Origin of the sequence: Streptomyces pseudovenezuelae, assembly GCF_029892565.1 — a bacterium.
GTDB classification, from domain to species: Bacteria; Actinomycetota; Actinomycetes; order Streptomycetales; family Streptomycetaceae; genus Streptomyces; species Streptomyces pseudovenezuelae_A.
The window spans coordinates 228,072-248,538 of record NZ_JARXVH010000004.1; the positions used below are offsets into that span (position 1 = coordinate 228,072).

Below are 20,467 nucleotides of genomic sequence, written 5' to 3' on the forward strand. Positions count from 1 at the left end.
CCGTACGAGACCCCTACGGGACACCCGGCATGACCGATCGCCTGCCGCCGCTCCTGGAGGCCGTCCTGGGCGTGGGTACCGACCTCGAACTGCACACCACCCTCCAGCACATCGTGGACAGCGCCGCCGAACTGACCGGTGCGCGGTACGCGGCCCTCGGCACGACGGATCCCGGCCAGGACGGTCTGGCCGAGATCCGCACGCCGGGCGCCGGCCCGTGCGCTGCCTCCCCCTCCTCCACTTCCCCCGACCCCGCCCCCTCGCTCAGCGTGCCCATCCACGTGCACGACGAGGTGTTCGGCGAGCTCCACCTCGCCGGCAAGCAGGTTCCCGGGACGCCCGGCGACGCGGCCTTCGGCGCCGAGGACGAGCAGTTGCTGCGCGTGCTCGCCGCGCAGGCCGGTCTCGCGATCGGCAACGCCCGGCTGTACGAGGCGGCCCGGCAGCGCGAGCGGTGGATCGAGGGGGCGGCGGCCGTCACCACCGCGCTGCTCACCGGCGAGCAGGCGGCGGACGCGCTGGAGACGGTCGCCGAGCGCGCCCGCATCCTCGCCGACGCCTCCGCCGGGATCATCCTGGAGCCCACCGAGGACGGCGGCATGGAGATCGTGGCCGCCTCGACCCATCAGGACCCGGGCGACATCCTCGGCACCACCATCCAGCCCGGCAGCCCGGTCCTCGTCCAACTCCTGGGCGGGGAACCGGTGTTCATCGACGACTCGGCGACCGACCCAAGGATGACCACGCATGTACGGCACCGGTTCGGGCCCAGCATGATGCTGCCGCTGCAGGCGGAGGGCCGGCTCATCGGCACCCTCGCCCTGCCCCGCTCGCGCGGTGATCGCCCGTACACGTCCGTGGAGCGGCTATTGGCCACCCAGTTCGCCTCGCAGGCCGCGCTGGCCCTGGTGCTGGCCGACGCCCAGCACCGCCGTGCGCGTCTCGCCGTCTACGAGGACCGCGACCGTATCGCCCGCGATCTGCACGACCTGGTCGTCCAACGGCTGTTCGCCACCGGCATGATGCTGGAGTCCACCCAGCGCAAGGGTCCCTCCGACGAGGTCCACGCGACCCTCGGCCGGGCCGTCGACGAACTCCAGTCGACGATCCAGGAGGTCCGCACCGCGATCTTCGCCCTCCAGCAACCGCCCGCCGAAGCCCCAACCGGCCTGCGGGGCAAGGTGCTTCGAGAGACGTCCGGTGCCGCCGCCCTGCTCGGCCGCAGCCCCTCCACCCGTTTCACCGGTCCGGTGGACAGCCGCGTCCCGGACCGGACCGCCGCCCACCTCCTCACCGCCCTGCGCCGCGCCCTCGCCGCCGCCACGCATCGCCCCGGCGTCTCCCACGTCGAGGTCACCGTCGACGTGACGGCCCAACTCCCGGACGGGCGCGACGCCGTACGCCTGACCGTGTCCGACGACGGGACGGCGAAGGACGGGAGCACGGGCACGACGGTCCGGTGGCAGGCGCCGTTGTGAACCCCCAACACCGTGAGCCCCCAACGCGCCACGTGCCGCCTGCCGTTGGCCTACCGTTGATTGCGGGGGAAGAGTCGGGCACATGTTGCTCCCGGCCACCTGACGCCGTGGGGGACGGCGGGTTCGCGGGAGGGCAGAGGGGCAGTTGGACACACCGGCACAGGACAACCGGCCGCACTTCTTCCTGAGTTACGCTCACACGCCGGCCTGGGGAGCGGGCAGCGGCGACGCCGACCAGTGGGTCCGTACGCTCTTCGCCGATCTGTGCGACCACGTCATGGCGCTCACGGATCTGCCCAGGGGCACCCAGGTGGGCTTCATGGACCACGAGATGCGGACCGGGGAGGGCTGGCCGGAGGTGCTGAGCAGGAACCTCGCGACCTGCCGGGTCTTCGTCCCGCTGTACTCGCCGCGCTACTTCACCAGCGAGCACTGCGGCCGCGAGTGGTACGCGTTCAACGAGCGGGTCCTGCAGGCCCGGACGTCCGGCTCGGACGCGGTTCCGGCCATCGTGCCCGCACTCGGCACCCACATGGACCTGGCCGGCCTGCCCGACTCCGCCAAACGCATCCACATCGACCTCACCTCCGCCGACGGCCACTACGAGAGCAAGGGGCTGTACGGCCTCGGCACGCTCAGACGGCTGCGCGACGAGTACCAGGAGACGGTCTTCGCGCTGGCCCAGCGCATCGTCCGGGTCGCCGAGGAGACCAACCTGCCGCCCAGCAGGCCTCGCGCCTACGACCGCACCCGCAGCGCCTTCAAGCCGCGCGGCGAGGCACCGCGCCGCATCCACCTCACCGTGGCCGCGCCCACGCTGGAGACCATCCCGGCCCACCGCGACGCGCGCTTCTACGGCGACGACCCGCACGACTGGAACCCGTACCACGCGGAGTCGATGCGTTCCCTGTCCCAGCTCGCCGAGGACCTGATCCGCTCCCTCGACTACCACATCACCGTCTCCGCCTTCGAGGACGAGCTGACCGGCCCCGCCGCCGAGGACGACGAGCACACCGACACGGACCCGGCCGGCGCGGGCCGGCCACCGAGCATCCTGCTGATCGACCGGTGGGTCCTCACCGACGAGGAGTACCGCAGACGTCTCACGGCCTACGACGCCTATGCCCACCCCTGGGTCACCGCCGTCGTCCCCTGGAACCGCGGCGACGAGCAGTGCCAGGGGCCCGAGGGCAAGGAGCTGGCGGCACAGTTGGAGAGCACCCTGCCGTCGATCCTGGCCGGTGGCCGCCGACTTGAGTCCCACACGACGGTCAACGGCGTGCCCACGCTGAAGGCCTTCAACGACCTCCTGCCGACCGTCGTGGCGCACGCCACGAGACAGTTCCTGAAACGGGCGGAGCCCCATCTGCCCACCGGACGGACCGTCGTACGGCCCCGGATCGAGGGCCCCGTCCCGCAGTCGTCCCCCGCCGCCGACCCCGACCACGGCACCGATCACGGAGAAGCGAAATGACGGCCGCGCCGGACGGACGCATCATCACGTTCTACTCGTACAAGGGCGGCACCGGCCGCACGATGGCGCTGGCCAACGTCGCCTGGATCCTCGCGGCGAACGGAAAACGCGTACTGGCGGCGGACTGGGACCTGGAGTCGCCGGGCCTGCACCGGTACTTCCACCCCTTCCTGGAGGAAGGGGCGCTCGCGGCGACCACCGGTGTCATCGACATCGTCAACGACTACCGATGGGCCGCGACGGAGGACCGCGCGCGCCCGACCGACTGGCACCGCGACTTCGCGAGCGTCCGCCCGCACGCGATCCCCCTCGCCGTGGACGGGATCGGCCTGCGCTTCCCCGAGAGCGGCGCGCTCGACTTCCTGTCGGCCGGCCGCCAGGACCGCGCGTACAGCGCCACCGTGTCGTCCCTCGACTGGGACGACTTCTACGAGCGCCTGGGCGGCGGCCAGTTCCTGGACGCGCTGCGCGACGACATGAAGGCCGCCTACGACTACGTCCTGATCGACAGCCGCACCGGACTGTCCGACATCGCCGACATCTGCACCGTGCAGCTGCCCGACGTCCTGGTGGACTGCTTCACCCTCAGCGACCAGTCCATCAGCGGCGCGGCAACGGTGGCCCGCAGCATCACGGAGCGGTTCAGCGACCGCGCGATCCGGGTCCTGCCGGTGCCCATGCGCGTCGACGACGGGGAGAAGGAGAAGGCCGACGCCGGACGCGCCCTGGCCCGGCTCCGCTTCGAGGGGCTGCCCACCGCTTCCGACGGCGGCCGGCTGAGCCCCCAGGAGAACACCGCGTACTGGTACGGGGTCGAGGTCCCCTACCGCCCGTACTACGCGTACGAGGAGGTGCTGGCCACCTTCGCCGACGCGAGCGGCACGACCGGCTCGCTGCTCGCCGCGTACGAACGGCTCACCGCCGCGATCACCGACGGCGAGGTCGATTCGCTGCCGCCGATCCCGGAGCGGACCCGGCTGCGCGGCCAGGACCGTTTCGTACGCCGCCGGCCCGTCCCGCGCCACCAAGTAGCCGTGGTGTACGCGCCGGAGAACCTGATGTGGGCCGAGTGGGTCGAGGCCACCCTGACCCGCGCGGGCTGCGGGGTCAGCCGGCACGACCTGTCCACGGGGCCTGTCGAACGGCCTGAGGAGACCACCCATACGGCGGTGCTGCTGTCCCGCGCCGCCGTCGACTCCCGCTACACGAGCGACTTCCTGGGGGCTCTGTCGGCGCCCACCGCCTCGTCGGACGGTCCCGTGCTGGTGCTGCGGGTGGACGAGGCACGGATGCCCTCGTACCGCGGCGACCATCTCCAACTGGACCTGCACCGGATGGGCGAAGCGGATTGCGCCGCGGCGCTGCTGCGCGTGTTCGCGCTGCCCGAGGGCACGGACGACGCCCCGCCGCTGGTGCGCTTCCCCGGCCGCGTGCCCAAGGTGTGGGACGTGCCGCCGCGCAATCCGGCGTTCACCGGCCGGAACGTCCAACTGACTCGGGTGCGTGGTGAGTTCGCCGGTGGCATGGCCGGGGTGCAGGCCCTGGTCGGGCTCGGCGGGGTCGGCAAGACCGCGCTGGCAATTGAGTACGCACACCGTTTCCTGGCCGACTACGACCTGGTCTGGTGGATCTCCGCCGAGCGCCCGGACGGCGTGACCGCCGCGCTGGCCGAACTCGGACTCCGGCTCGGGCTGGTCGGCGGGGACATCACGCGCACCGCCCAGGAGACCGTGCGGCTGCTGTCCGCCGAGGACCGTCCGCTCCCCCGCTGGCTGCTCGTCTTCGACCATGCCGACGCGCCCGACGAGATCCGTGAGCGCCTTCCCGCGAGCGGCGGGCACGTCCTCGTCACCTCCCGTAATCAGGAGTGGACTTCGCACACGGCCTCCGTGCCCGTGGAGGTGTTCCCGCGTGAGGAGAGCGTGCGGCTCATCGGGCGCCGCGCCCCGGGGCTCGCTCCCGAGGATGCCGACGCGGTGGCGTCGGCGGTGGGCGACCTGCCGTTGGCCGTGGAACAGGCGGCGGCATGGCTCGCCGAGACGGCGACCCCGGTCGACCTGTACCTGGAACAGCTCACGGCACAGACCACCGACGTCTCCTTTCCGGGCTCGGTGACCGCGACCTGGAACCTGTCCATCGCCCGGCTGCGCGAGCACTCGCCCGGCGCGGCCCGGCTGCTGGAGCTGTGCGCCTTCTTCTCCACCGAGCCGATCTCCACGTCCCTGCTGTTCACCGCGGAGATGCTGGAGGCGCTCAGGCCGTACGACCCGACCCTTCAGGAGAAGCTGCTGATCGGCCGGCTGCTGCGGGAGATCGGCCGGTTCTCGCTCGCCGTGATCGACCCGGCGGGCGGCACCGTGCAGGTGCACCGCCTGCTCCAGGACGCGACCCGGTCCCAACTGGACGAGGAACAGCGGCTGGAGGCCCGGCGCGTCGTGCACCGGCTGCTCGCGGCGGCCCGGCCGGACGCGGACGAACCGGTGGACGACCCGGAGACCTGGCCGCGCTTCGAGACCATCTGGCCGCATCTGAAGGCCGCCGGCGTCCGCGACGCCGAGATCCCCCAGGCCCGGCGACTGTTGATCGACCGGGTCCGGTACCTGGAGAAGCGCGGTCTGCTGTCGCAGGCCCGCCGGCTCGCCCAGGACCTGCTCGTCCACTGGGAGCAACTGCTCGGTGAGGACGACGTGCAGTACCTCTACCTGCGCGGCCGACTCGCCGATGTCCTGCGCGCCGAGGGGAAGTTCACCGAGGCGCGCGACCTCGACGAGGACCTGCTGGAACGCCAGCGCGCGGTGCTCGGGCCGGCGCATCCGCACACCTACGTCACCATGTCCGGCCTGGCCCGGGACCAGGCGGCCCTCGGCGAGTACGGCACCGCGCTGGACCTGGCCCGCGCGGCGCACGAGGGATTCGAGGACATCTTCTGGGCGTACCACCCGCGCACCATGGCCGCGGCGGCCGACCTCGCGCTCGCCCTGCGCGCGGTGGGCCGCTACGAGGAGGCCCGCGCCCTGGACGAGCAGACCCTCAACCGGCGTACGGAGACGCTGGGTTCGGACCACCCCGCCACCCTGGCCTCGACCGAGTCCCTCGGCACCGACCTGCGCGCGGCCGGGCGGTACGCGGAGTCGGCGGAACTGCTGGGGCGCACCTACGAGACGTACCAACGGGTGCTCGGCGAGGACTTTCCCGGCACACTGCGCTGCGCCAGATCACTGGCCGTGTCGCTGCGCTGGATGAACCGGATCCACGAGGCCAGGCTGCTGACGGAGGAGACGCTCGCGCGCTACGCCACGCTGCACGATTCCCCGACGCCGGACTCACTGGCCTGCGAACTGAGCCTGGCGGTCGACCTGTTCACCGTGGGCGAGAACCAGGCCGCCCTCGAACTCGGCACGCGGACGCTGGCCACGTACCTGCGGACGATGGGCACACAGCACCCGTACACCCTGACCGCCCTGCACAACCTCGCTCTCCTGCACCGGGGTTGCGGTGACATCGAGCAGGCGGAGTTGGTCTTCGCCGAGGTGGGGCGGCAGTTGGCGGACACCTTGGGCGACCGGCATCCGTACACCCTCTTCTGCACCGCCAACCACGCCAACGTCCTGGCCGAGCTGGGCCGTTTCGAGGAGGCGGACGCGCTGGAGGCATTGGCGACCGCAGGGCTGAGCGAGGTCCTGGGCCCTCGGCATCCCGAATATCTCGCGACACTCGCCAATCGCGCCCTCACGCTGACCTCCCTGGGCCGCGACCAGGAGGCCGCCCGGCTGAGGGACGAGGTCGAGGAACGTCTCCTCGCCCTGTCGAGCCACGAGACCCGCCTCGTCCGTGCCGTGCGCGAACTGCGCCGCTTCTCACGCTCCTTGGTACCGATGGCGAACTGAGGGCCGCCGCGGGCCTGCCCCACCCGCCGTCAACACCGGAACCAGCACCGCACAGTGGTCCCCCCAGGCCCCGTGTGCATCCGTACCAGATCCGCGAGCAAGTTCACCAGGAGCAGCCCCCGGCCGCCCCGTCGGGCCCGCGGAGCAGGCCGGCGGCCGGCCAGTGGGTCGGTGAGGTGGCCCTTGTCGCGTACCTCGCAGACCACGAACCCGTCCGCGGCCCACAGTCGCAGTGAGCCCGAACCCCCGCCGTGCACCACGCTGTTGGTGGTCAGTTCGGCGGTGACCAGGGCCAGGTCCGCCAGCCGGGCGGCCGGCAGACCGAGTCGGGCGCCCTCGTCGGTGGCCAGGTGCCGGGTCTCGCTGAGCGCCTCGGCGTCGAAGGCGAGGGCCAGGACGTCCGGCACGGGCGGGAGGGGTTCGTTGTAGCGGGCGAGGGCGGCCTCGGGGGCGTAGCTGTCGCTGCCGCGGGCCCGTCCGGAGCCGGCGTCGAGGATCACCGGGTGGGTGGCGTGGACGTCGGCGCCGGCCCGCGGGTCGAGGTGCCGGATGTCGTACGGGCACAGGACGGTCGCTCTGCGGCCCAGGAAGGAGAGGTTGATCAGCGCCTCGTGCTGGACACAGGCCGCGTACTCGGCGGCGGTGCGGTCGGCCCACACCGGCTCGCCGACGATCCGCACTTGCGTGCCGGGGGGCTGGGTGTCGGCGAAGGCGTGCAGCACGCCGGGGATGATCCGGCCGGGGTTGCGTCCGGCCTCCCGCATGTCGACCAGGCGGAGGCCGGGGTCGGTGCCGACCTCGTCCTGGATCAGCCGGAGCTTCTCGGCGGGCACGGCCACCGCGACGGGTTCGCCGGCCGTGAGCGCGCCCCGCACGAAAGGCAGGATGCCGTCGAGGTACTCGCGTTCGTCCCGGTAGAGCAGGGCGAGGTGCGCGAAGGGGCCGGGCGGATCGGGGGGCTCGCGCGGTCCGGCCGGGGTTCTCCGGTCGCCGTCGTCTCGAACGCCGCTGTCCACACCGTCTCCCCACTGATGCTCTGGACGCTGAAGTCTGGACGGCCTCCTTACCGATACCTGGACGACAGCGCGCCTACCCCGGACTCGGCCGCTCATTCCAAGCCGTCTGGTGTAGCCCGCCGTTCGAAGGGCAGGCGCAGTTCCAGCACTTCAACGTCGTGACGACCGTCGAAAGCGGCGAGGGGGGACATGACCACAGTGGCACACACATCTATCGCGGGACTGCCGAACAGTGACCTGCTGCGCCAGGAAGTCCAGCAGCTGCGCAGAGCGATCGCCTCCCGCCCGGTCATCGACCAGGCAAGAGGCGTTTTGATGGCCACGCACACGTGCACCTCGGACGAGGCGTGGGAGGTGCTGCGGGAGGCGTCCCAGCTGTCCAACACCAAGCTGCGCACGGTCGCGGCGGCGGTCACGGCCGGGGCTCGAACCGGCGGTCCGCGCCTGTCACCCGAGTTACGCAGCGCTCTGCGTACGGCACTTGCCCGCCGCCTGGGCTGAACTCGGCCCAGTACGGCAGGGCTTCGGAGCGAACTCAGTACGGCAGGATCCGCCCCGAAGGCGTCCTTCGGTCGATCTGCTGGTCCCGGGCGTCCCTGGAGTCCCTGGAGGACGTCGCGGACCCCGGACGGCGGCTGACGCGCACACGGATCTGGCGATTCATGACACCCTCCTCGGACTCACCGGCTCCTGCCTGATACCCACCAGCCTGGTCCCTGTACCCCACCGGCACATCGTGCCTTCGGAGGCTCCTGACCTGCCCCTCCAGCACTACCCCGTGCCAGGCCCGCTACTCCCGGGGAATGAGATCACCCCTACTCCTCGCCGGGGAGCGTTTGTCTCCGGGACGGCAGGGGCAGAGGGCGGGCATGGTTGGGGAGCAGGGCACGGGAGGGAACCAGGCGCCCTACGCCGCAGGTCTGCGGACCCCGGCGCGGGAGTACGACGGCGTCGCACTGCCCGTCGAGGGCACGCTGCCGCCCTGGCTGTCGGGGACGCTGCTGCGCAACGGGCCCGCCTGTTTCGAGGTCGGCGACCGCTCGTTCCGGCACTGGTTCGACGGCCAGGCGATGATCCACCGCTTCCACGTCGCCGCCGCCGGAGACGCCAGTGGGGACGCCGACGGAGACGCCACTGGAGTGACGTACACCAACCGCTACCTCGCGACCCCGGCCCGTACCGCCGCACTCGCCAACGGCCGTATCACGTACGGGGAGTTCGCGACGGACCCGTGCCGCTCGATCTTCCAGCGGCTGTTCACGCTCTTCACTCCGCCGCCGCCCTCGGGCAACACCAACGTGAACATAGTCCAGTTCGGCGAGCGGACCCTGGCGCTGACGGAGACGCCCCTGCCGGTCGAGTTCGATCCCGGCACCCTGGAGACCGTGGGCGTCCAGGACTACGAGGACCACCTCGGGGCGCCGGTCACCACGGCCCACCCCCATCTGGAGCCGGGCAGGGGCCACTTGGTCAACTACTCGGTCCGCTTCGCCCGTACCTGCCGCTATCTGATCCACCGTCAGCGCGCTGAATCCAGCGCACTGCGTGAGGTCGTGGCCGAGAAACAGGTCACCCACCCCTCGTACATGCACAGCTTCGCGATCACGCCCTCGTACGCCGTACTCGTCGAATTCCCGTACCGCGTCAACCCGTTGGCGCTGTTGCTGAGCGGCCGACCGTTCATCGAGAACTACCGCTGGCAGCCCGACGACCCCACCCGGATCACCCTCCTCTCCCTCACCGACGGCACCGTGGCCGGCGAGTACGAGGCACCGGCGATGTTCGCCTTCCACCACATCAACGCGTACGAGGAGGACGGCGCCGACGGCACGGTCGTGCTCGACCTCTGCGCCTACCCCGACCCCGAGATCGTGCAGGCCCTCTACCTGGACCGGCTCCGCTCGGGCGGCCCGGTCCCGCAGGCCCTGCCGACCCGTCTGCGCGTGGACCGCCGGACCGGCCGGGTCACGGTCACCCGCCTCTCCGACGAGCCCCTCGAACTCCCCCGCATCGACTACCGCCGCCACAACGGCCACCCGTACCGGTACACGTACGGAGTGGGCTCACGGGACCACGGGGGCGGCGACTTCTTCGACCAACTGGTCAAACTGGACGTGAGCTCCGGCGAGACGCTCACTTGGCACGAGCCGGGCGGCTATCCCGGCGAGCCGGTGTTCGTGGCGGCGCCGAAGGACACGGGCGGGGACGCCGGTGAGGACAGCGGCGTCATCCTGTCCGTCGTCCTGGATTCCGCCGCGCAGTCCTCGTATCTGCTGGTCCTGGACGCGGTGTCCTTCACGGAGCTGGCCCGTGCCCGGGTCCCGCAGCCGGTCCCGTTCGGCTTCCACGGCGTCTTCTCGCGCGGTTAGCGGCGCCCTTCCGCCGAGGGGGCGCACACTGGAGGACGACCAGGAGGAGCCATGCGCATTCCCCTACGCCTCCCTCGCCCACCCGCCCCCGCCCGTGCGCCCCGTGCCGCGCAGGTGCGGGCGCTGGTCGCGGTCCTGGACGAGGCGGTCGCGGCGCAGGGCCCGGCCGACGAAGCGGTGGCCGCGTGCGGCGAGCCCGGGCCCGTCTCCCGCCAGACCGCGCGGGACTGCGGCCTGCAGAGCATCGTCCTGTACCGCCTGCGCACCCGCCTGCAGGACCTCCGGCTCACCGACCCGGACCTCGCACTGGTCCAGGCCCAGGCGGGCAGGCTGCTCTCCTACGGCCTGTGGATGCTGCGCGAGTCCCTGGACCTCGCCTTCACGGTCCACCGCGACGCCCGCACGGAGGCGGCGCGGCTCCGCCTCAACGGGCTGGGGCGGCATGCGGACGACTTGCGGCGGCTGCGGGACGGGCTGCGGGCCGAGGTCGAGGTCGAGGTCGAGGTCGAGGTCGACTGAGAGTGGCCTTTCCGTCACGGTCGCGGTCCAGGTCCTCGAAGCCCGGTGCCCGTCAGTCCTTGTAGTCGGGGGCGATCCGCTCGACGAGCCGGAGCAGTGCCGACCATGCGAGGTCGTACGCCTTGTCGTCCTGGAGGTCCGAGCTGTCGTCCTCGCCCGCGAGTTGGCGGGCGGTGAGTGCGCACACGTCGGGGCTCGGGGTGACGAGCCCGGCGCCCCCGGCGGTGGCCGTGGTCTGGATCTCGCAGGCCTTGTCCAGGTAGTACATGCGCAGGAACGCCTGGGCGGGGGTCTCGCCGACGGTGAGCAGGCCGTGGTTGCGCAGGATCATCGCGGGGTGCCGGCCGAGGTCGGCGACCAGGCGCCGCTGTTCGGCGAGGTTGAGGGCGACGCCTTCGTAGTCGTGGTAGCCGAGCCTGCCGTAGAACTCCATGGAGATCTGGTTGAGCGGGAGCAGCCCCTCCTCCTGGGCCGCGACGGCGCAGCCGGCCCTGGTGTGGGTGTGCAGGACGCAGTGGGCGTCGGAGCGGGCGGCGTGGATGGCGCTGTGGATGACGAAGCCGGCGGGGTTGACCGGGTGGGGGGACTCCTCGACGGGGTGGCCGGACAGGTCGATCTTGACGAGGTCGGACGCGGTGATCTCCTCGAAGAGCAGGCCGTAGGGGTTGATCAGGAAGTGCTGTTCGGGGCCGGGGAGCCGGGCGGAGATGTGCGTGAAGATCAGGTCGGTCATCCGGAAGTGCGCCACGAGCCGGTAGACCGCGGCGAGTTCGCGACGCAGTCGCAGTTCCTCGCCGGCCGCGGTCGGGGCGGTGCGGTCGGGGCGCAGGGACAGCTCGGTCATCAGTGGCTCTCTTTCTGGGCTGGGGCCGGCGGTTGCGGGACGGGTGCGCGCCCCGGGCCGGCCGCCCGGGGCACGTCGGTTGCTGCGGCGCCGGTCAGACCGTGCTCAACTCTGGTGCGACGACGGCCGGTTCGCCCGCCAGGCGGCGCCGCCACGCCTCGACGACGGCGACTTCGGTCGGCCTGGTCAGAAGGCTGACGGCCACGTAGGCGACGAGGCCGGCGAGCAGGCCGTAGTAGATCGGCTCGTTGGCGAGGAGTCCGTCGGTCATCATGAGGACGATCACGGTGGTGCCGCCCGCGATCATCGACGCCATGGCGCCGGGCAGGTTGCCGCGCTTCCAGACGAGACCGCCGAGGATGGGCACGAGCAGGCCGCCGACCAGCAGGTTGTAGGCGACGGTGAGTGCTTCGATGACGTCACCGAGGACACAGGCGATGCCCATGGCGGTCACGCCGAGGACGGCGATGGCGAGCCGGTTGGAGGCGATCTCGTCGTGATCCTTTGATGCCGTACGAGGGCGCAGCCGGGCCCAGATGTCGTTGTTGGCGACGGTCGCGGAGGCGATCAGGGCGCCGCTCGCGGTGGACATCATCGCGGAGAGGGCGGCGGCCAGGACCAGGCCCCGGATGCCGGTGGGCAGGGCGTGCCGGACGATCGTCGCGAACGCGTCGTCGGCGCTGGGGAGTTGGGGGTAGAGGGCCTTGGTCGCCATGCCGATGACGGCGCCGGCGAGGGCGTAGACCAGGCAGTAGACACCGGCGACGGTGCCGCCCCAGGAGGCGACCTTGTCGGAGCGGGCGGTGAAGACCCGCTGCCAGATGTCCTGTCCGATGAGCATGCCGAAGGTGTAGATCAGCACGAAGGTGAGGATGGTCTGGCCGCCGATGGAGGTCGGGGAGAGGTAGCCGTCCGGGAGCTCGTCGGCCAGGGCGCCGAAGCCGCCGGCCTTGACCACGGCGATGGGCAGCAGCAGGACGAGCACGCCGAGGCTCTTGACCACGAACTGCACCATGTCCGTGAGGGTGATGGACCACATGCCGCCGAGCGCCGAGTAGCCGACGACGATCGTGCCGCCGATCACCACCGCGACCCAACGGGGCACGTCGAACAGGACGTCGAAGACGCTGGCGTAGGCGATCGTGGAGGTCACGGCCAGCATGAGGGTGTAGATCCACATCACGATGCCGGAGATGACGGCAGCGGTGTCGCCGTAGCGCAGGGAGAGCATCTCGGCGACGGTGTAGACCTTGAGGCGGGCGATGCGGGCCGAGAAGAAGATGCTCAGCGCCAGCAGTCCGAGTCCGATGGCGAAGACCATGGCGGCGCCGGAGATCCCGTAGGTGTAGCCGAGGCGTACGCCACCGATGGTGGAGGCGCCGCCGAGGACGACGGCGGCCATCGTGCCGGTGTAGAGGAGTGGGCCGAGCCGCCGTCCGGCGACGAGGAAGTCGCTCTTGGACGCGGCACGTTTCTTGCCCCACCAGCCGACGGCGATGATGCTCAGCAGGTATACGGCCATGACGAGGTAGTCGACGGTCATCTGATCCTCCGGGGAGCGGAATGAGAGGAGAGGTCGGCGACCGGGTGCGGGGCCGGGCCGGGGATGCCCTGGGAGTGGGGGCGCCCTGGACTGGTACGGGAGTTGACACTTTCGGCGTTGGGCCCGGCCGAGGTCGGCTGCTTCGGGGCTGGTCAACTCGTCGCCTGCTGAAGGCCGTTGAGGATCAGCTCCAGCCCGAACTCGAACTCGTCGCCGTAGGTGTATCCGGGTCGCATGACGTGAGCGGTCGCGATCTCGGGACCGGACAGCACACGGCGCATGGAGCCTGCCCGCTGCCGCATCGCCTGTCGCCAGTCGTCGCCCGGCGTGGGCAGTTCGACCTCGCCGAAGACCAGGTCGACCATGCCGTCCAGCAGGTCCCCCCCTGCCAGCCCGCGCTGCTACGCCGCCATCATCGACATCGCGGGCACCGCACCCTGCGTGACCTGCGCCGCGCCCTCACACCGCACGGCAGGCTGATCATCACCGGCGGGGAAACGAAGGGCACCTGGCTCGGCGGCACCGACCGACAACTCCGCGCCCAACTGCTGTCCCCGTTCACCGCCCAGCACTTGGGCACCTTCATCGCATCCGAGCACGCCGACGGCCTGCGCGACCTGACCACCCTCATCGACGCGGGCGCCCTCACCCCGGTCGTCGACCGCGCCTACCGCTCACCGAAACCGCCGCCGCCGTCCGCCACCTCCTCGAAGGCCGCGCCACGGGCAAACTGGCGGTCACCGTGCCCGCCGCGTGACGACGCGGACCGCGCTCCGTTCGGTCCACCGGGTCACCGGGTCACCGGGTCACCGGGTCACCGGGTCCAGGCTTCCGTACGCGATCAGTGGTCCTGGAGAAACCCCGTCATCGCAGGTCGGAAGGCACTTCTTCGTTTCCGGAGAGACTGTCCACAGGCGTGAGGCCGGTGGCTGCGAGTTCAGGTCGTGGCCCGCTCGGCGTCAGCCGTCGCAGCAGCGACGGGGTCATCCGTCGATAGGCCGAGGGATTGACCGCGCCCAGCCAGTGCGAGGCCCGTACCGTGGCGCCGATGTTCAGATCGAGGTCGCCGAGCACCTCGTCGACGTTGTGCATCGAGAACGGGATGATCTTGGTGCCGCGGCAGTGATGCGTGTCCGTTGCCTCGTCCATGAACGCCAGTTGCTCGACGACGGCCCGACGCATGGCCTCGGGTTCGGGCAGCGCCACCGCCTCCGCGAGGTCGGCGGCGATCCAGAGGGCCGCCATCTCGGCGTTGAGCGGGCTGAAGAACGAGGAGTTGTAGCCGTTGAAGTAGAGCCCGGGAACGCCGAGGGGCAGGATCTGCCGGTAGAGCATGAAGTTCCCGCGCTCGTCGAGCAGTCGGCGCCGGGTCTCCTCGGGCAGGAACGGCACGCCCTGAGTGAAGCCGGTGGCGCAGAGCACCAGGTCGGCGCGGTGCGTGCCGCCGTCGCTCAGCTCGGCCGCGGGGCCGTCGGACCCGGCGAGAAGCCGCGTGATGGTCCGGTCGCGGTGGACGGTGATGCTCCCGTCCGCGACGCCCTCGAAGAAGCCCTCGCTCGCCAGCCCGATGGCTCCGCGGACGATGTCCTCCATGTGACCGGCCGGCACCAGGTCGAGCTTCGCGAGGCCGAACTGCCGTACCGAGACCGATCCGATGGAGTTGATCATCCGACGGCGCAGGCCGTTGCCCGGGCCGTGCAGGAACCTCTCGAACCCGCGCGGTCGCAGGTAGCGGAAGAGTCCTTCGCCCAGCCGAGTGAGCAGCAGCAGCTTGAAGTTGACGAAACCGGCGATCTTGCGCGGTACCTTCCACAGCAGTTGACGGGCGATCACATCGGTGGTGGCGGCGACGCCGCTGATCGCCGCCGCGACGTCGCAGGCCGACTTGCCGTACCCGACGACGAGGACGTGCTGGTCGCGGGCCTCTTCCGCGTCGTGGAACTCGGTGGCCGCGCGCAGCCGCCCGCCTGCCGCGGTGAACTCCTCCAGGCCCGGGTAGGCCGGGACCAGGGGTTCGCAGAACACTCCGTTCGCGACGACGAGTCGGTCGAACTCCTCGACGGACTCCGCTCCCACCGCGTCGCGGGTCTCAAGCGTCCAGCGGCCGTCGCCGACCGGGCGGGCCGCCGTCACCTCGGTGCTCAGGCGCAGGACCGATTCGAGGCCGAACTCGTCGGCGTACGCGGCGAGATAGGCCTGCACCTGGGCGCCGCTGGGCCATTCCGGATAGCTCTTGGGCATGGGGAAGTCCGAGAGCGAGTACTGCGCCTTCGGGCTCTGCGTCGTCACGCCCGGGTAGCGCCGGCTGCGGCTCCACACACCGCCTACGTCCGGGGACCTGTCGAACACCCGCACCTCGTGGCCGGCCTGGGTCAGCACCTTCGCGGTGGCGAGTCCGGCGAAGCCGGCGCCTACGATCGCGACCCTCATGCCTGGCCGACCTCGGGCGGCAGCTGCAGCTCGATGCCGAAGTCGGCCATGATCTTCTTCATCAGCGAGATGTCCTTGGGGCCGGGCGGCATGTCCGCCAGCGCCTGGTAGTAGCGCTCGAGCCCGGCGGGCGAGACCACGGAGATCACCCGTGACTCCTCCTGCTACGGGTTGCGGAAGGCGTGCACCACGTCCCGCGGCAGGAACAGGTAGTCGCCGTGTTCCAGGACGAAGTCCTCGCCGCCGAGGTGGACGTCGAGGCGTCCGGCCAGGCAGATGAAGGACTCGTCCTCGCGGGTGTGCAGATGCGGAGGCGGCCCGTCGGTCCGCGGGGGGATCGTGTACTCGAACAGCGAGTACGCGTCACGGGTCGACTCGCCGTCGGCCTTCTTCGTCACGCCGAGCCCGATCGCCGCGATCGCCTGTCCCTCGCGCGAGGGCAGCATGTAGCCGCCGCCTAGAGTCATCGTCGTCTCCTTGAGGTCGCCGCACCGGCGGGCCGTCGGTGTGCCGGCGCTCACAGCGTGCGTGCGGCCCGGCCCGCACGGCAATCAGAGGTCCCACTCAGCGGGACTCCGTTGTCCGCGGCGGTCGATGACGGTCGGCGACGGTCAGCGGCGCGAGCAGTAGGCCCGGGACGCCGCCGCCGCGGCCAGGCGTACGGCGGGGCCGATCGTCTGCGACCGGATCAGGCCGGAGGGGCCGGTGACGGACAGCGCGGCCACGACCTCGCCGAGCGGGCCGAAGACGGGGGCGGCCACGCAGCTGACCCCGATGTTGCCCTCCTCGCGTTCGACCGCCCAGCCGCGCGGCGGGATCGCGGTCAGCTCGCGCAGGACGGCCACCGGATCGGTCAGCGTGCGCGGCGTCCGGCGTTCGAGGCCGGCGGCCAGCACCGCGTCGATGGTCTCGGTGTCGCTGTAGGCGAGGATCGCGCGGCCCAGCGCCGAGCAGTGCGCCGGGACGATCCCGCCGACCTGAGAGAGCATCGGCATCGGCCGATGGCCGGTGATCTTCTCGACGACCAGGATCTGCGCGCCGTCGAGCACCCCGAGCTGCACGGTGACCTTGGTCGCGCTGTGCAGGTCCTGCAGGAAGGGCAGCACCGCCTCGCGCAGCTGGAGCCGGATCGGGGCCAGGCTCGCGATCTCGAAGAGGCGGTTGCCGATCCGGTAGCGGTCCTTCGGCTTGTCGAGCCAGCCGAGCCGGATCATCCGGTCGGCGGTGCGGTGGGCGGTGGAGCGCGGCAGACCGCTGCGGGCGACGAGGGCGGCGAGGGTCAGGTCGCGGTGCGTCGCGTCGAAGGCGCCGAGAATCGCCGCGGCGCGCTCGAGGCCGCCCGCGACCGGAGCGTCACTGTCCCGCTCAGCGGGACTCAACGTTGGTTCCCGGGTCCATGCGGCCCACGATAGACCCGTCCCGACCGGTGACCCGGTCCGGGAATCCCAGCGCCCGCACACCACGCGTCGGAACCGGCGGTGCGCCGACAACAACCAGCGGTGCGCGAAGAACAGCGGCGTTCGGAATCAGCGGTACCCGAAACCCAGGAGGCTGCCATCAACGCTCGCAACGCCCTCGTCGGCGGGGGCAGCGCCGGAATCGGGTACGCCGTCGCCGAACAGCTCCTGCGGTCGGGCCACCGCGTCGTCATCACCGGACGGCGTGCCGAGCAGTTGGGGTCCGCGGCGCTGCGGCTCGGCGGGGACACCGGCGGCACCGTCCACGCGCTGGTCAACGACGTGTCGGAGCCGAAGTCCGCCGCGGCGGCCCTCGACGAGGTGGAGAGCCGGTACGGCGCGCTCGACGTCCTCGTGCTCAACGCCGGCGGACCCCCGCCCGGCCGCGTCCTCGATGTCGAGGACGAACGCTGGCAGCGGGCCTTCGAGTTGCTGCTGCTCGGCCCGCTGCGCCTGGCGCGGCTCGCCCTGCCGCGCATGGCCGCGCGGGGTTTCGGCCGGGTCGTCTTCGTGACCTCCGCGGCGGTACGCCAACCTCAGCCCGACCTCGCGACATCCGTGGTCCTGCGGGCGGCGGTCACCGCGGCCGCCAAGCTGCTCTCCCGGGAGTTCGCGGCCGAAGGGATCACGGTCAACTGCGTGGCGCCCGGCGCCACGGCGACCGAGCGCCGCCGCGAGATCCTGGACGCCCGCGCCCGGATCACCGCGGTCGCGTTCGAGGACCTCGACGCGGCGGACGCGGCGGGCATCCCGGCCGGCCGGGCCGCGCGACCCGAGGAGATCGGGGCGGCCGTGACCTTCCTGGCCTCGGCGGCCGCGGGCTACATCAACGGGACCGTACTCACGGTCGACGGCGGAAGGACGGAAACGATCTGATGGCCCAGTCAGGAGACGGATTCGCGCTGGCGGACTTCCTCGGCGCGCTCTCCGACACCGTGCGGCCCGGCGCCGCCCGCCCGGTCGTCGTGCACGCGGCGCAGTTGGAGACGCTGCCTGCCGACCAGGTGCACAACCCGACCAAGCTCTCGATCGCCGGGAAGCTGCCGACCGCCACCTTCGAGATCTTCCGGCAGACCATCCCGCCGGGGCTGAGCTCGGACATGCAGCGCCACCACCACGAGACGGTGCACTTCGTCATCAGCGGCGAGGGACACAGCGAGGTCGAGGACGAGACCGGGTCCTGGTCGGCCGGCGACTTCGTCTACACCCCGCCGTGGACATGGCACCGCCACTACAACGACTCGGCCACCGCGCCGGTCGAGTTCCTGACCATCGAGAACTCCCGGCTGCTCGGCCTGCTGGGCGTCGGACGGCGGCAGAGCGCGGGCCTGGCCACCGTCGCCGAGGCCCGGGCCCGCTTCGGAGAGGACTCACGATGAGCGCGCTGCCCGAACACATCAGCCTGTGGGCCGAGTTGGCCGACGTCGACCACGAACTCCGGCACGTCGACGTGGGCGGCGTGCGCACCCGGGTGCTGCGGGCCGGCTCCGGCCCCGACCTGATCCTGCTGCACGGCACCGGCGGCCACCTGGAGGCGTACGCCCGCGACATCGCGGGACTGGCCGCCGACTTCCGCGTCACGGCCTACGACATGGTCGGCCACGGCTGGTCCGACCTGCCGGACAAGCCGTACACCATCGATGTCCTGTCCGACCACCTGCTCGGGCTGATGGACGCCCTGGGCATCGGCTCGGCGCACCTGTCGGGCGAGTCGCTCGGCGGCTGGGTGACCGCCTGGACGGCCGCGCACCACCCCGACCGCGTGGAGCGGCTCGTCCTCAACACCCCCGGCAACATCACCGACAAGCCCGAGGTGATGGTCCGGATGCGCGAGAGCACGCTGGCCGCCGTCCGGGATCCGAGCGACGAGACGGTACGCCGCCGGGTGGAGTTCCTCTTCCACCACAAGGAGATGGTGACCGACGAGCTGGTGAACCTGCGCCGCGCGGTCTACGGCCGTCCCGGCTTCCTGCGGGCGATCACCAACACGCTCGTCCTGCAGGACCCCGAGGTGCGCAGGGACTTCGCCTGGCGTCCGGCCTGGGTCGGCCGGGTCACCGCGCCGACCCTGCTGCTGTGGACCGACCACGATCCCACCGGCGGCCTCGACGAGGCCGAACTGCTGCTGCGCTGGCTGCCCGACGCCCGCCTGCACGTGATCACGGACGCGGGCCACTGGCCGCAGTGGGAGAAGCCGGGCGAGTTCCTGCGCGCCCACCGCGACTTCCTCGTCCTCGGCAAGGATCCCGTATGAGCGAGATCATCGGCCTGGTCGGCATCTCGCACTCGCCGTTCGCCACCATGACGCCACCGCGTGAGCCCTCGGAGCCCGGCGGCAGGTTCCTCGCCGACACCGCCCGGGTGGCCGAGGCCGTGGCCCGGCTGGCTCCGGACGCCGTCGTCGTCATCGGCCCCGACCACTTCCACGCGAACTTCTACGACCAGATGCCACCGTTCGTCCTCGGCGTCGAACAGGCCGTGGGCTTCGGCGACTTCGGCAGCCGGTCCGGGCCACTGCCGGTCGCCGCACAGCTGGCCTGGTCGGTGCGCGACACGCTCGCGGCGGCCGGATTCGACCTGTCGCTCTCCTACTCCCTCACCGTCGACCACGGAGTGACGCAGGGCTACGAGATGGTCTGCGGCGGTCGTCCGGTCCCGCTCGTACCGCTGATCGTCAACACGGCAGCCCCGCCGCTGCCGAGCATGCAGCGCTGCGTGCAGCTCGGCAGAGCCCTCGGCGAGGCCCTCCGCGGCGCCGACTTCCCCGGGCGCGTCCTCGTCGTCGCCAGCGGCGGCCTCTCCCACTGGCTTCCGCCCAACGATCCGCGCGACCCCGCGGTGGCCGGCGAGCGGCGGGAGGCGGTCATCCACGGTCGCGCGAATCTCCAGGCCTTCGCCGCGGCGCGCGAACCCCGGGTCCGAGCCATGGGCGGCGATCCGCACGCGCCCGTCAACTCCACCTGGGACCGCTGGTTCCTCAAACAACTGGCCACCACGGACCTCACCCCGATCACCGCCCTGGGCGACGAGGGCCTCGAAGAGCGGGCCGGCAGCGGCGGCCACGAGATCCGCACCTGGCTCATCGGCCAGGCCGCCGTGAACCGCGCGTTCGCGTGGACCAGCTATGAGCCGGTCCCCCAGTGGATCACCGGCATGGGCATCGGCACGACCTTCGAAGTGAACCGCAACCGACCCGAATGACACTCCGACAGCCCACAAGGAACGTTTCCGCAGACGGAAACGGTTTTCCTGGAAGAGGTGAGGGTGGGGCGGGTGGGACTCGAACCCACGGCCGGCGGATTATGAGTCCGCTGCTCTAACCGGCTGAGCTACCGCCCCATAGCGGCGTGTCGCGCACACGTGTACGCACCGTCTGCCGCAGCATAGCCGCTCATACGATCTCCTGCTTCGGATGGTCGACTTCGCATGCCCTTGAGGACTCCGCCGTGA

19 protein-coding genes, 1 tRNA gene and 1 pseudogene are annotated in these 20,467 nt (G+C 71.5%); 11 read left to right on the forward strand and 10 right to left on the reverse strand.

The features are described 5' to 3' along the window. The first annotated feature begins 29 nt into the window (after window positions 1-29). The 3 genes from M2283_RS13860 (at window position 30) to fxsT (ending at window position 6,839) form a co-directional block, all read left to right on the forward strand. The gene (locus M2283_RS13860) at window positions 30-1,478 is read left to right on the forward strand and encodes a GAF domain-containing protein (RefSeq protein WP_280876482.1); all 1,449 of its coding nucleotides are present in this window, start codon (window positions 30-32) and stop codon (window positions 1,476-1,478) included. A 145-nt stretch (window positions 1,479-1,623) separates the two neighbouring features. Continuing rightward, the gene (locus M2283_RS13865; protein ID WP_280876483.1) at window positions 1,624-2,952 is read left to right on the forward strand and encodes a TIR-like protein FxsC; all 1,329 of its coding nucleotides are present in this window, start codon (window positions 1,624-1,626) and stop codon (window positions 2,950-2,952) included. Next, entirely contained in the window at window positions 2,949-6,839 is a 3,891-nt protein-coding gene (gene fxsT, locus M2283_RS13870; protein WP_280876484.1) for an FxSxx-COOH system tetratricopeptide repeat protein, read from the forward strand. Before M2283_RS13865 ends, fxsT begins: the two co-directional genes overlap by 4 nt. A 29-nt stretch (window positions 6,840-6,868) precedes the next feature. Here fxsT and M2283_RS13875 read toward each other — a convergent pair whose 3' ends face one another. Then, window positions 6,869-7,855: a sensor histidine kinase gene (locus M2283_RS13875; protein WP_280876485.1), complete on the reverse strand. Its 987-nt coding sequence runs from the start codon at window positions 7,853-7,855 to the stop codon at window positions 6,869-6,871. A 237-nt stretch (window positions 7,856-8,092) separates the two neighbouring features. On the opposite strand from M2283_RS13875, the pseudogene M2283_RS13880 reads away from it, so the two are divergent. After that, window positions 8,093-8,356: pseudogene (locus M2283_RS13880) on the forward strand (ANTAR domain-containing protein); the annotation flags it as partial. 34 nt (window positions 8,357-8,390) lie between these two features. On the opposite strand, the gene M2283_RS13885 reads toward M2283_RS13880, so the two are convergent. After that, entirely contained in the window at window positions 8,391-8,519 is a 129-nt protein-coding gene (locus M2283_RS13885) for a hypothetical protein (RefSeq protein ID WP_280876486.1), read from the reverse strand. 205 nt (window positions 8,520-8,724) lie between these two features. Here M2283_RS13885 and M2283_RS13890 point away from each other — a divergent pair, with 205 nt between their 5' ends. Together M2283_RS13890 and M2283_RS13895 are read left to right on the forward strand one after the other, a co-directional pair. After that, window positions 8,725-10,224, forward strand: coding sequence for a carotenoid oxygenase family protein (locus tag M2283_RS13890; protein WP_280876487.1), 1,500 nt, complete (start codon window positions 8,725-8,727; stop codon window positions 10,222-10,224). Between the two features lie 51 nt (window positions 10,225-10,275). Further along, complete coding sequence (locus M2283_RS13895) at window positions 10,276-10,743, forward strand: hypothetical protein (protein WP_280876488.1); 468 nt, start codon at window positions 10,276-10,278, stop codon at window positions 10,741-10,743. A gap of 52 nt (window positions 10,744-10,795) precedes the next feature. On the opposite strand, the gene M2283_RS13900 is transcribed toward M2283_RS13895, so the two are convergent. The 3 genes from M2283_RS13900 to M2283_RS13910 form a co-directional block, all read right to left on the reverse strand. Continuing rightward, the gene (locus M2283_RS13900) at window positions 10,796-11,587 is read right to left on the reverse strand and encodes a class II aldolase/adducin family protein (protein ID WP_280876489.1); all 792 of its coding nucleotides are present in this window, start codon (window positions 11,585-11,587) and stop codon (window positions 10,796-10,798) included. A 94-nt stretch (window positions 11,588-11,681) separates the two neighbouring features. Continuing rightward, complete coding sequence (locus M2283_RS13905; protein WP_280876490.1) at window positions 11,682-13,130, reverse strand: sodium:solute symporter; 1,449 nt, start codon at window positions 13,128-13,130, stop codon at window positions 11,682-11,684. A gap of 152 nt (window positions 13,131-13,282) precedes the next feature. Continuing rightward, on the reverse strand, window positions 13,283-13,495 hold the full coding sequence (locus M2283_RS13910; RefSeq protein WP_280876491.1) for a hypothetical protein: 213 nt from the start codon (window positions 13,493-13,495) through the stop codon (window positions 13,283-13,285). Window positions 13,496-13,528: 33 nt separating this feature from the next. Between M2283_RS13910 and M2283_RS51920 the strand changes: the two genes are divergently transcribed. Continuing rightward, window positions 13,529-14,050, forward strand: coding sequence for a zinc-binding dehydrogenase (locus M2283_RS51920; protein ID WP_432423086.1), 522 nt, complete (start codon window positions 13,529-13,531; stop codon window positions 14,048-14,050). On the opposite strand, the gene M2283_RS13920 is transcribed toward M2283_RS51920, so the two are convergent. The 4 genes from M2283_RS13920 to M2283_RS13935 all read right to left on the reverse strand — a co-directional run bounded on the left by M2283_RS13920 (window position 13,995) and on the right by M2283_RS13935 (window position 16,939). Then, window positions 13,995-15,560, reverse strand: coding sequence for a flavin-containing monooxygenase (locus M2283_RS13920; RefSeq protein WP_280876493.1), 1,566 nt, complete (start codon window positions 15,558-15,560; stop codon window positions 13,995-13,997). The genes M2283_RS51920 and M2283_RS13920 overlap by 56 nt on opposite strands. Next, on the reverse strand, window positions 15,557-15,709 hold the full coding sequence (locus M2283_RS13925) for a hypothetical protein (protein ID WP_280876494.1): 153 nt from the start codon (window positions 15,707-15,709) through the stop codon (window positions 15,557-15,559). Before M2283_RS13925 ends, M2283_RS13920 begins: the two co-directional genes overlap by 4 nt. A gap of 15 nt (window positions 15,710-15,724) precedes the next feature. Further along, window positions 15,725-16,027: a cupin domain-containing protein gene (locus tag M2283_RS13930; protein WP_280876495.1), complete on the reverse strand. Its 303-nt coding sequence runs from the start codon at window positions 16,025-16,027 to the stop codon at window positions 15,725-15,727. 144 nt (window positions 16,028-16,171) lie between these two features. Then, window positions 16,172-16,939, reverse strand: coding sequence for an IclR family transcriptional regulator (locus M2283_RS13935; RefSeq protein ID WP_280876496.1), 768 nt, complete (start codon window positions 16,937-16,939; stop codon window positions 16,172-16,174). A 120-nt stretch (window positions 16,940-17,059) separates the two neighbouring features. Between M2283_RS13935 and M2283_RS13940 the strand changes: the two genes are divergently transcribed. Genes M2283_RS13940 through M2283_RS13955 form a run of 4 tightly spaced genes read left to right on the forward strand, consistent with a single transcriptional unit; the run spans window position 17,060 to window position 20,218 of the window. Beyond that, window positions 17,060-17,893: an SDR family oxidoreductase gene (locus M2283_RS13940; RefSeq protein ID WP_280876497.1), complete on the forward strand. Its 834-nt coding sequence runs from the start codon at window positions 17,060-17,062 to the stop codon at window positions 17,891-17,893. After that, on the forward strand, window positions 17,893-18,396 hold the full coding sequence (locus M2283_RS13945) for a cupin domain-containing protein (protein ID WP_280876498.1): 504 nt from the start codon (window positions 17,893-17,895) through the stop codon (window positions 18,394-18,396). The genes M2283_RS13940 and M2283_RS13945 overlap by 1 nt, the downstream gene beginning before the upstream one ends. Further along, window positions 18,393-19,271, forward strand: a complete 879-nt coding sequence (locus tag M2283_RS13950) for an alpha/beta fold hydrolase (protein ID WP_280876499.1) — start codon at window positions 18,393-18,395, stop codon at window positions 19,269-19,271. The genes M2283_RS13945 and M2283_RS13950 overlap by 4 nt, the downstream gene beginning before the upstream one ends. Then, window positions 19,268-20,218 carry a 2,3-dihydroxyphenylpropionate 1,2-dioxygenase gene (locus tag M2283_RS13955; RefSeq protein WP_280876500.1) on the forward strand — a complete coding sequence of 317 codons (951 nt, stop codon included), beginning with the start codon at window positions 19,268-19,270 and terminating at the stop codon, window positions 20,216-20,218. Before M2283_RS13950 ends, M2283_RS13955 begins: the two co-directional genes overlap by 4 nt. 64 nt (window positions 20,219-20,282) lie before the next feature. Here M2283_RS13955 and M2283_RS13960 read toward each other — a convergent pair. Continuing rightward, window positions 20,283-20,356 (reverse strand) — tRNA-Ile (locus M2283_RS13960). Window positions 20,357-20,467: the final 111 nt, after the last annotated feature.

Bases quoted from the DNA above. Each gene is read 5' to 3' on its own strand.
- M2283_RS13860 (WP_280876482.1), top strand. From the start codon at position 30: ATGACCGATCGCCTGCCGCCGCTCCTGGAGGCCGTCCTGGGCGTGGGT.
- fxsT (WP_280876484.1), top strand. From the start codon at position 2,949: ATGACGGCCGCGCCGGACGGACGCATCATCACGTTCTACTCGTACAAG.
- M2283_RS13885 (WP_280876486.1), bottom strand. From the start codon at position 8,519: ATGAATCGCCAGATCCGTGTGCGCGTCAGCCGCCGTCCGGGGTCCGCG.
- M2283_RS13890 (WP_280876487.1), top strand. From the start codon at position 8,725: ATGGTTGGGGAGCAGGGCACGGGAGGGAACCAGGCGCCCTACGCCGCA.
- M2283_RS13895 (WP_280876488.1), top strand. From the start codon at position 10,276: ATGCGCATTCCCCTACGCCTCCCTCGCCCACCCGCCCCCGCCCGTGCG.
- M2283_RS13900 (WP_280876489.1), bottom strand. From the start codon at position 11,587: ATGACCGAGCTGTCCCTGCGCCCCGACCGCACCGCCCCGACCGCGGCC.
- M2283_RS13905 (WP_280876490.1), bottom strand. From the start codon at position 13,130: ATGACCGTCGACTACCTCGTCATGGCCGTATACCTGCTGAGCATCATC.
- M2283_RS13910 (WP_280876491.1), bottom strand. From the start codon at position 13,495: ATGGTCGACCTGGTCTTCGGCGAGGTCGAACTGCCCACGCCGGGCGAC.
- M2283_RS13920 (WP_280876493.1), bottom strand. From the start codon at position 15,560: ATGAGGGTCGCGATCGTAGGCGCCGGCTTCGCCGGACTCGCCACCGCG.
- M2283_RS13930 (WP_280876495.1), bottom strand. From the start codon at position 16,027: ATGACTCTAGGCGGCGGCTACATGCTGCCCTCGCGCGAGGGACAGGCG.
- M2283_RS13945 (WP_280876498.1), top strand. From the start codon at position 17,893: ATGGCCCAGTCAGGAGACGGATTCGCGCTGGCGGACTTCCTCGGCGCG.
- M2283_RS13950 (WP_280876499.1), top strand. From the start codon at position 18,393: ATGAGCGCGCTGCCCGAACACATCAGCCTGTGGGCCGAGTTGGCCGAC.
- M2283_RS13955 (WP_280876500.1), top strand. From the start codon at position 19,268: ATGAGCGAGATCATCGGCCTGGTCGGCATCTCGCACTCGCCGTTCGCC.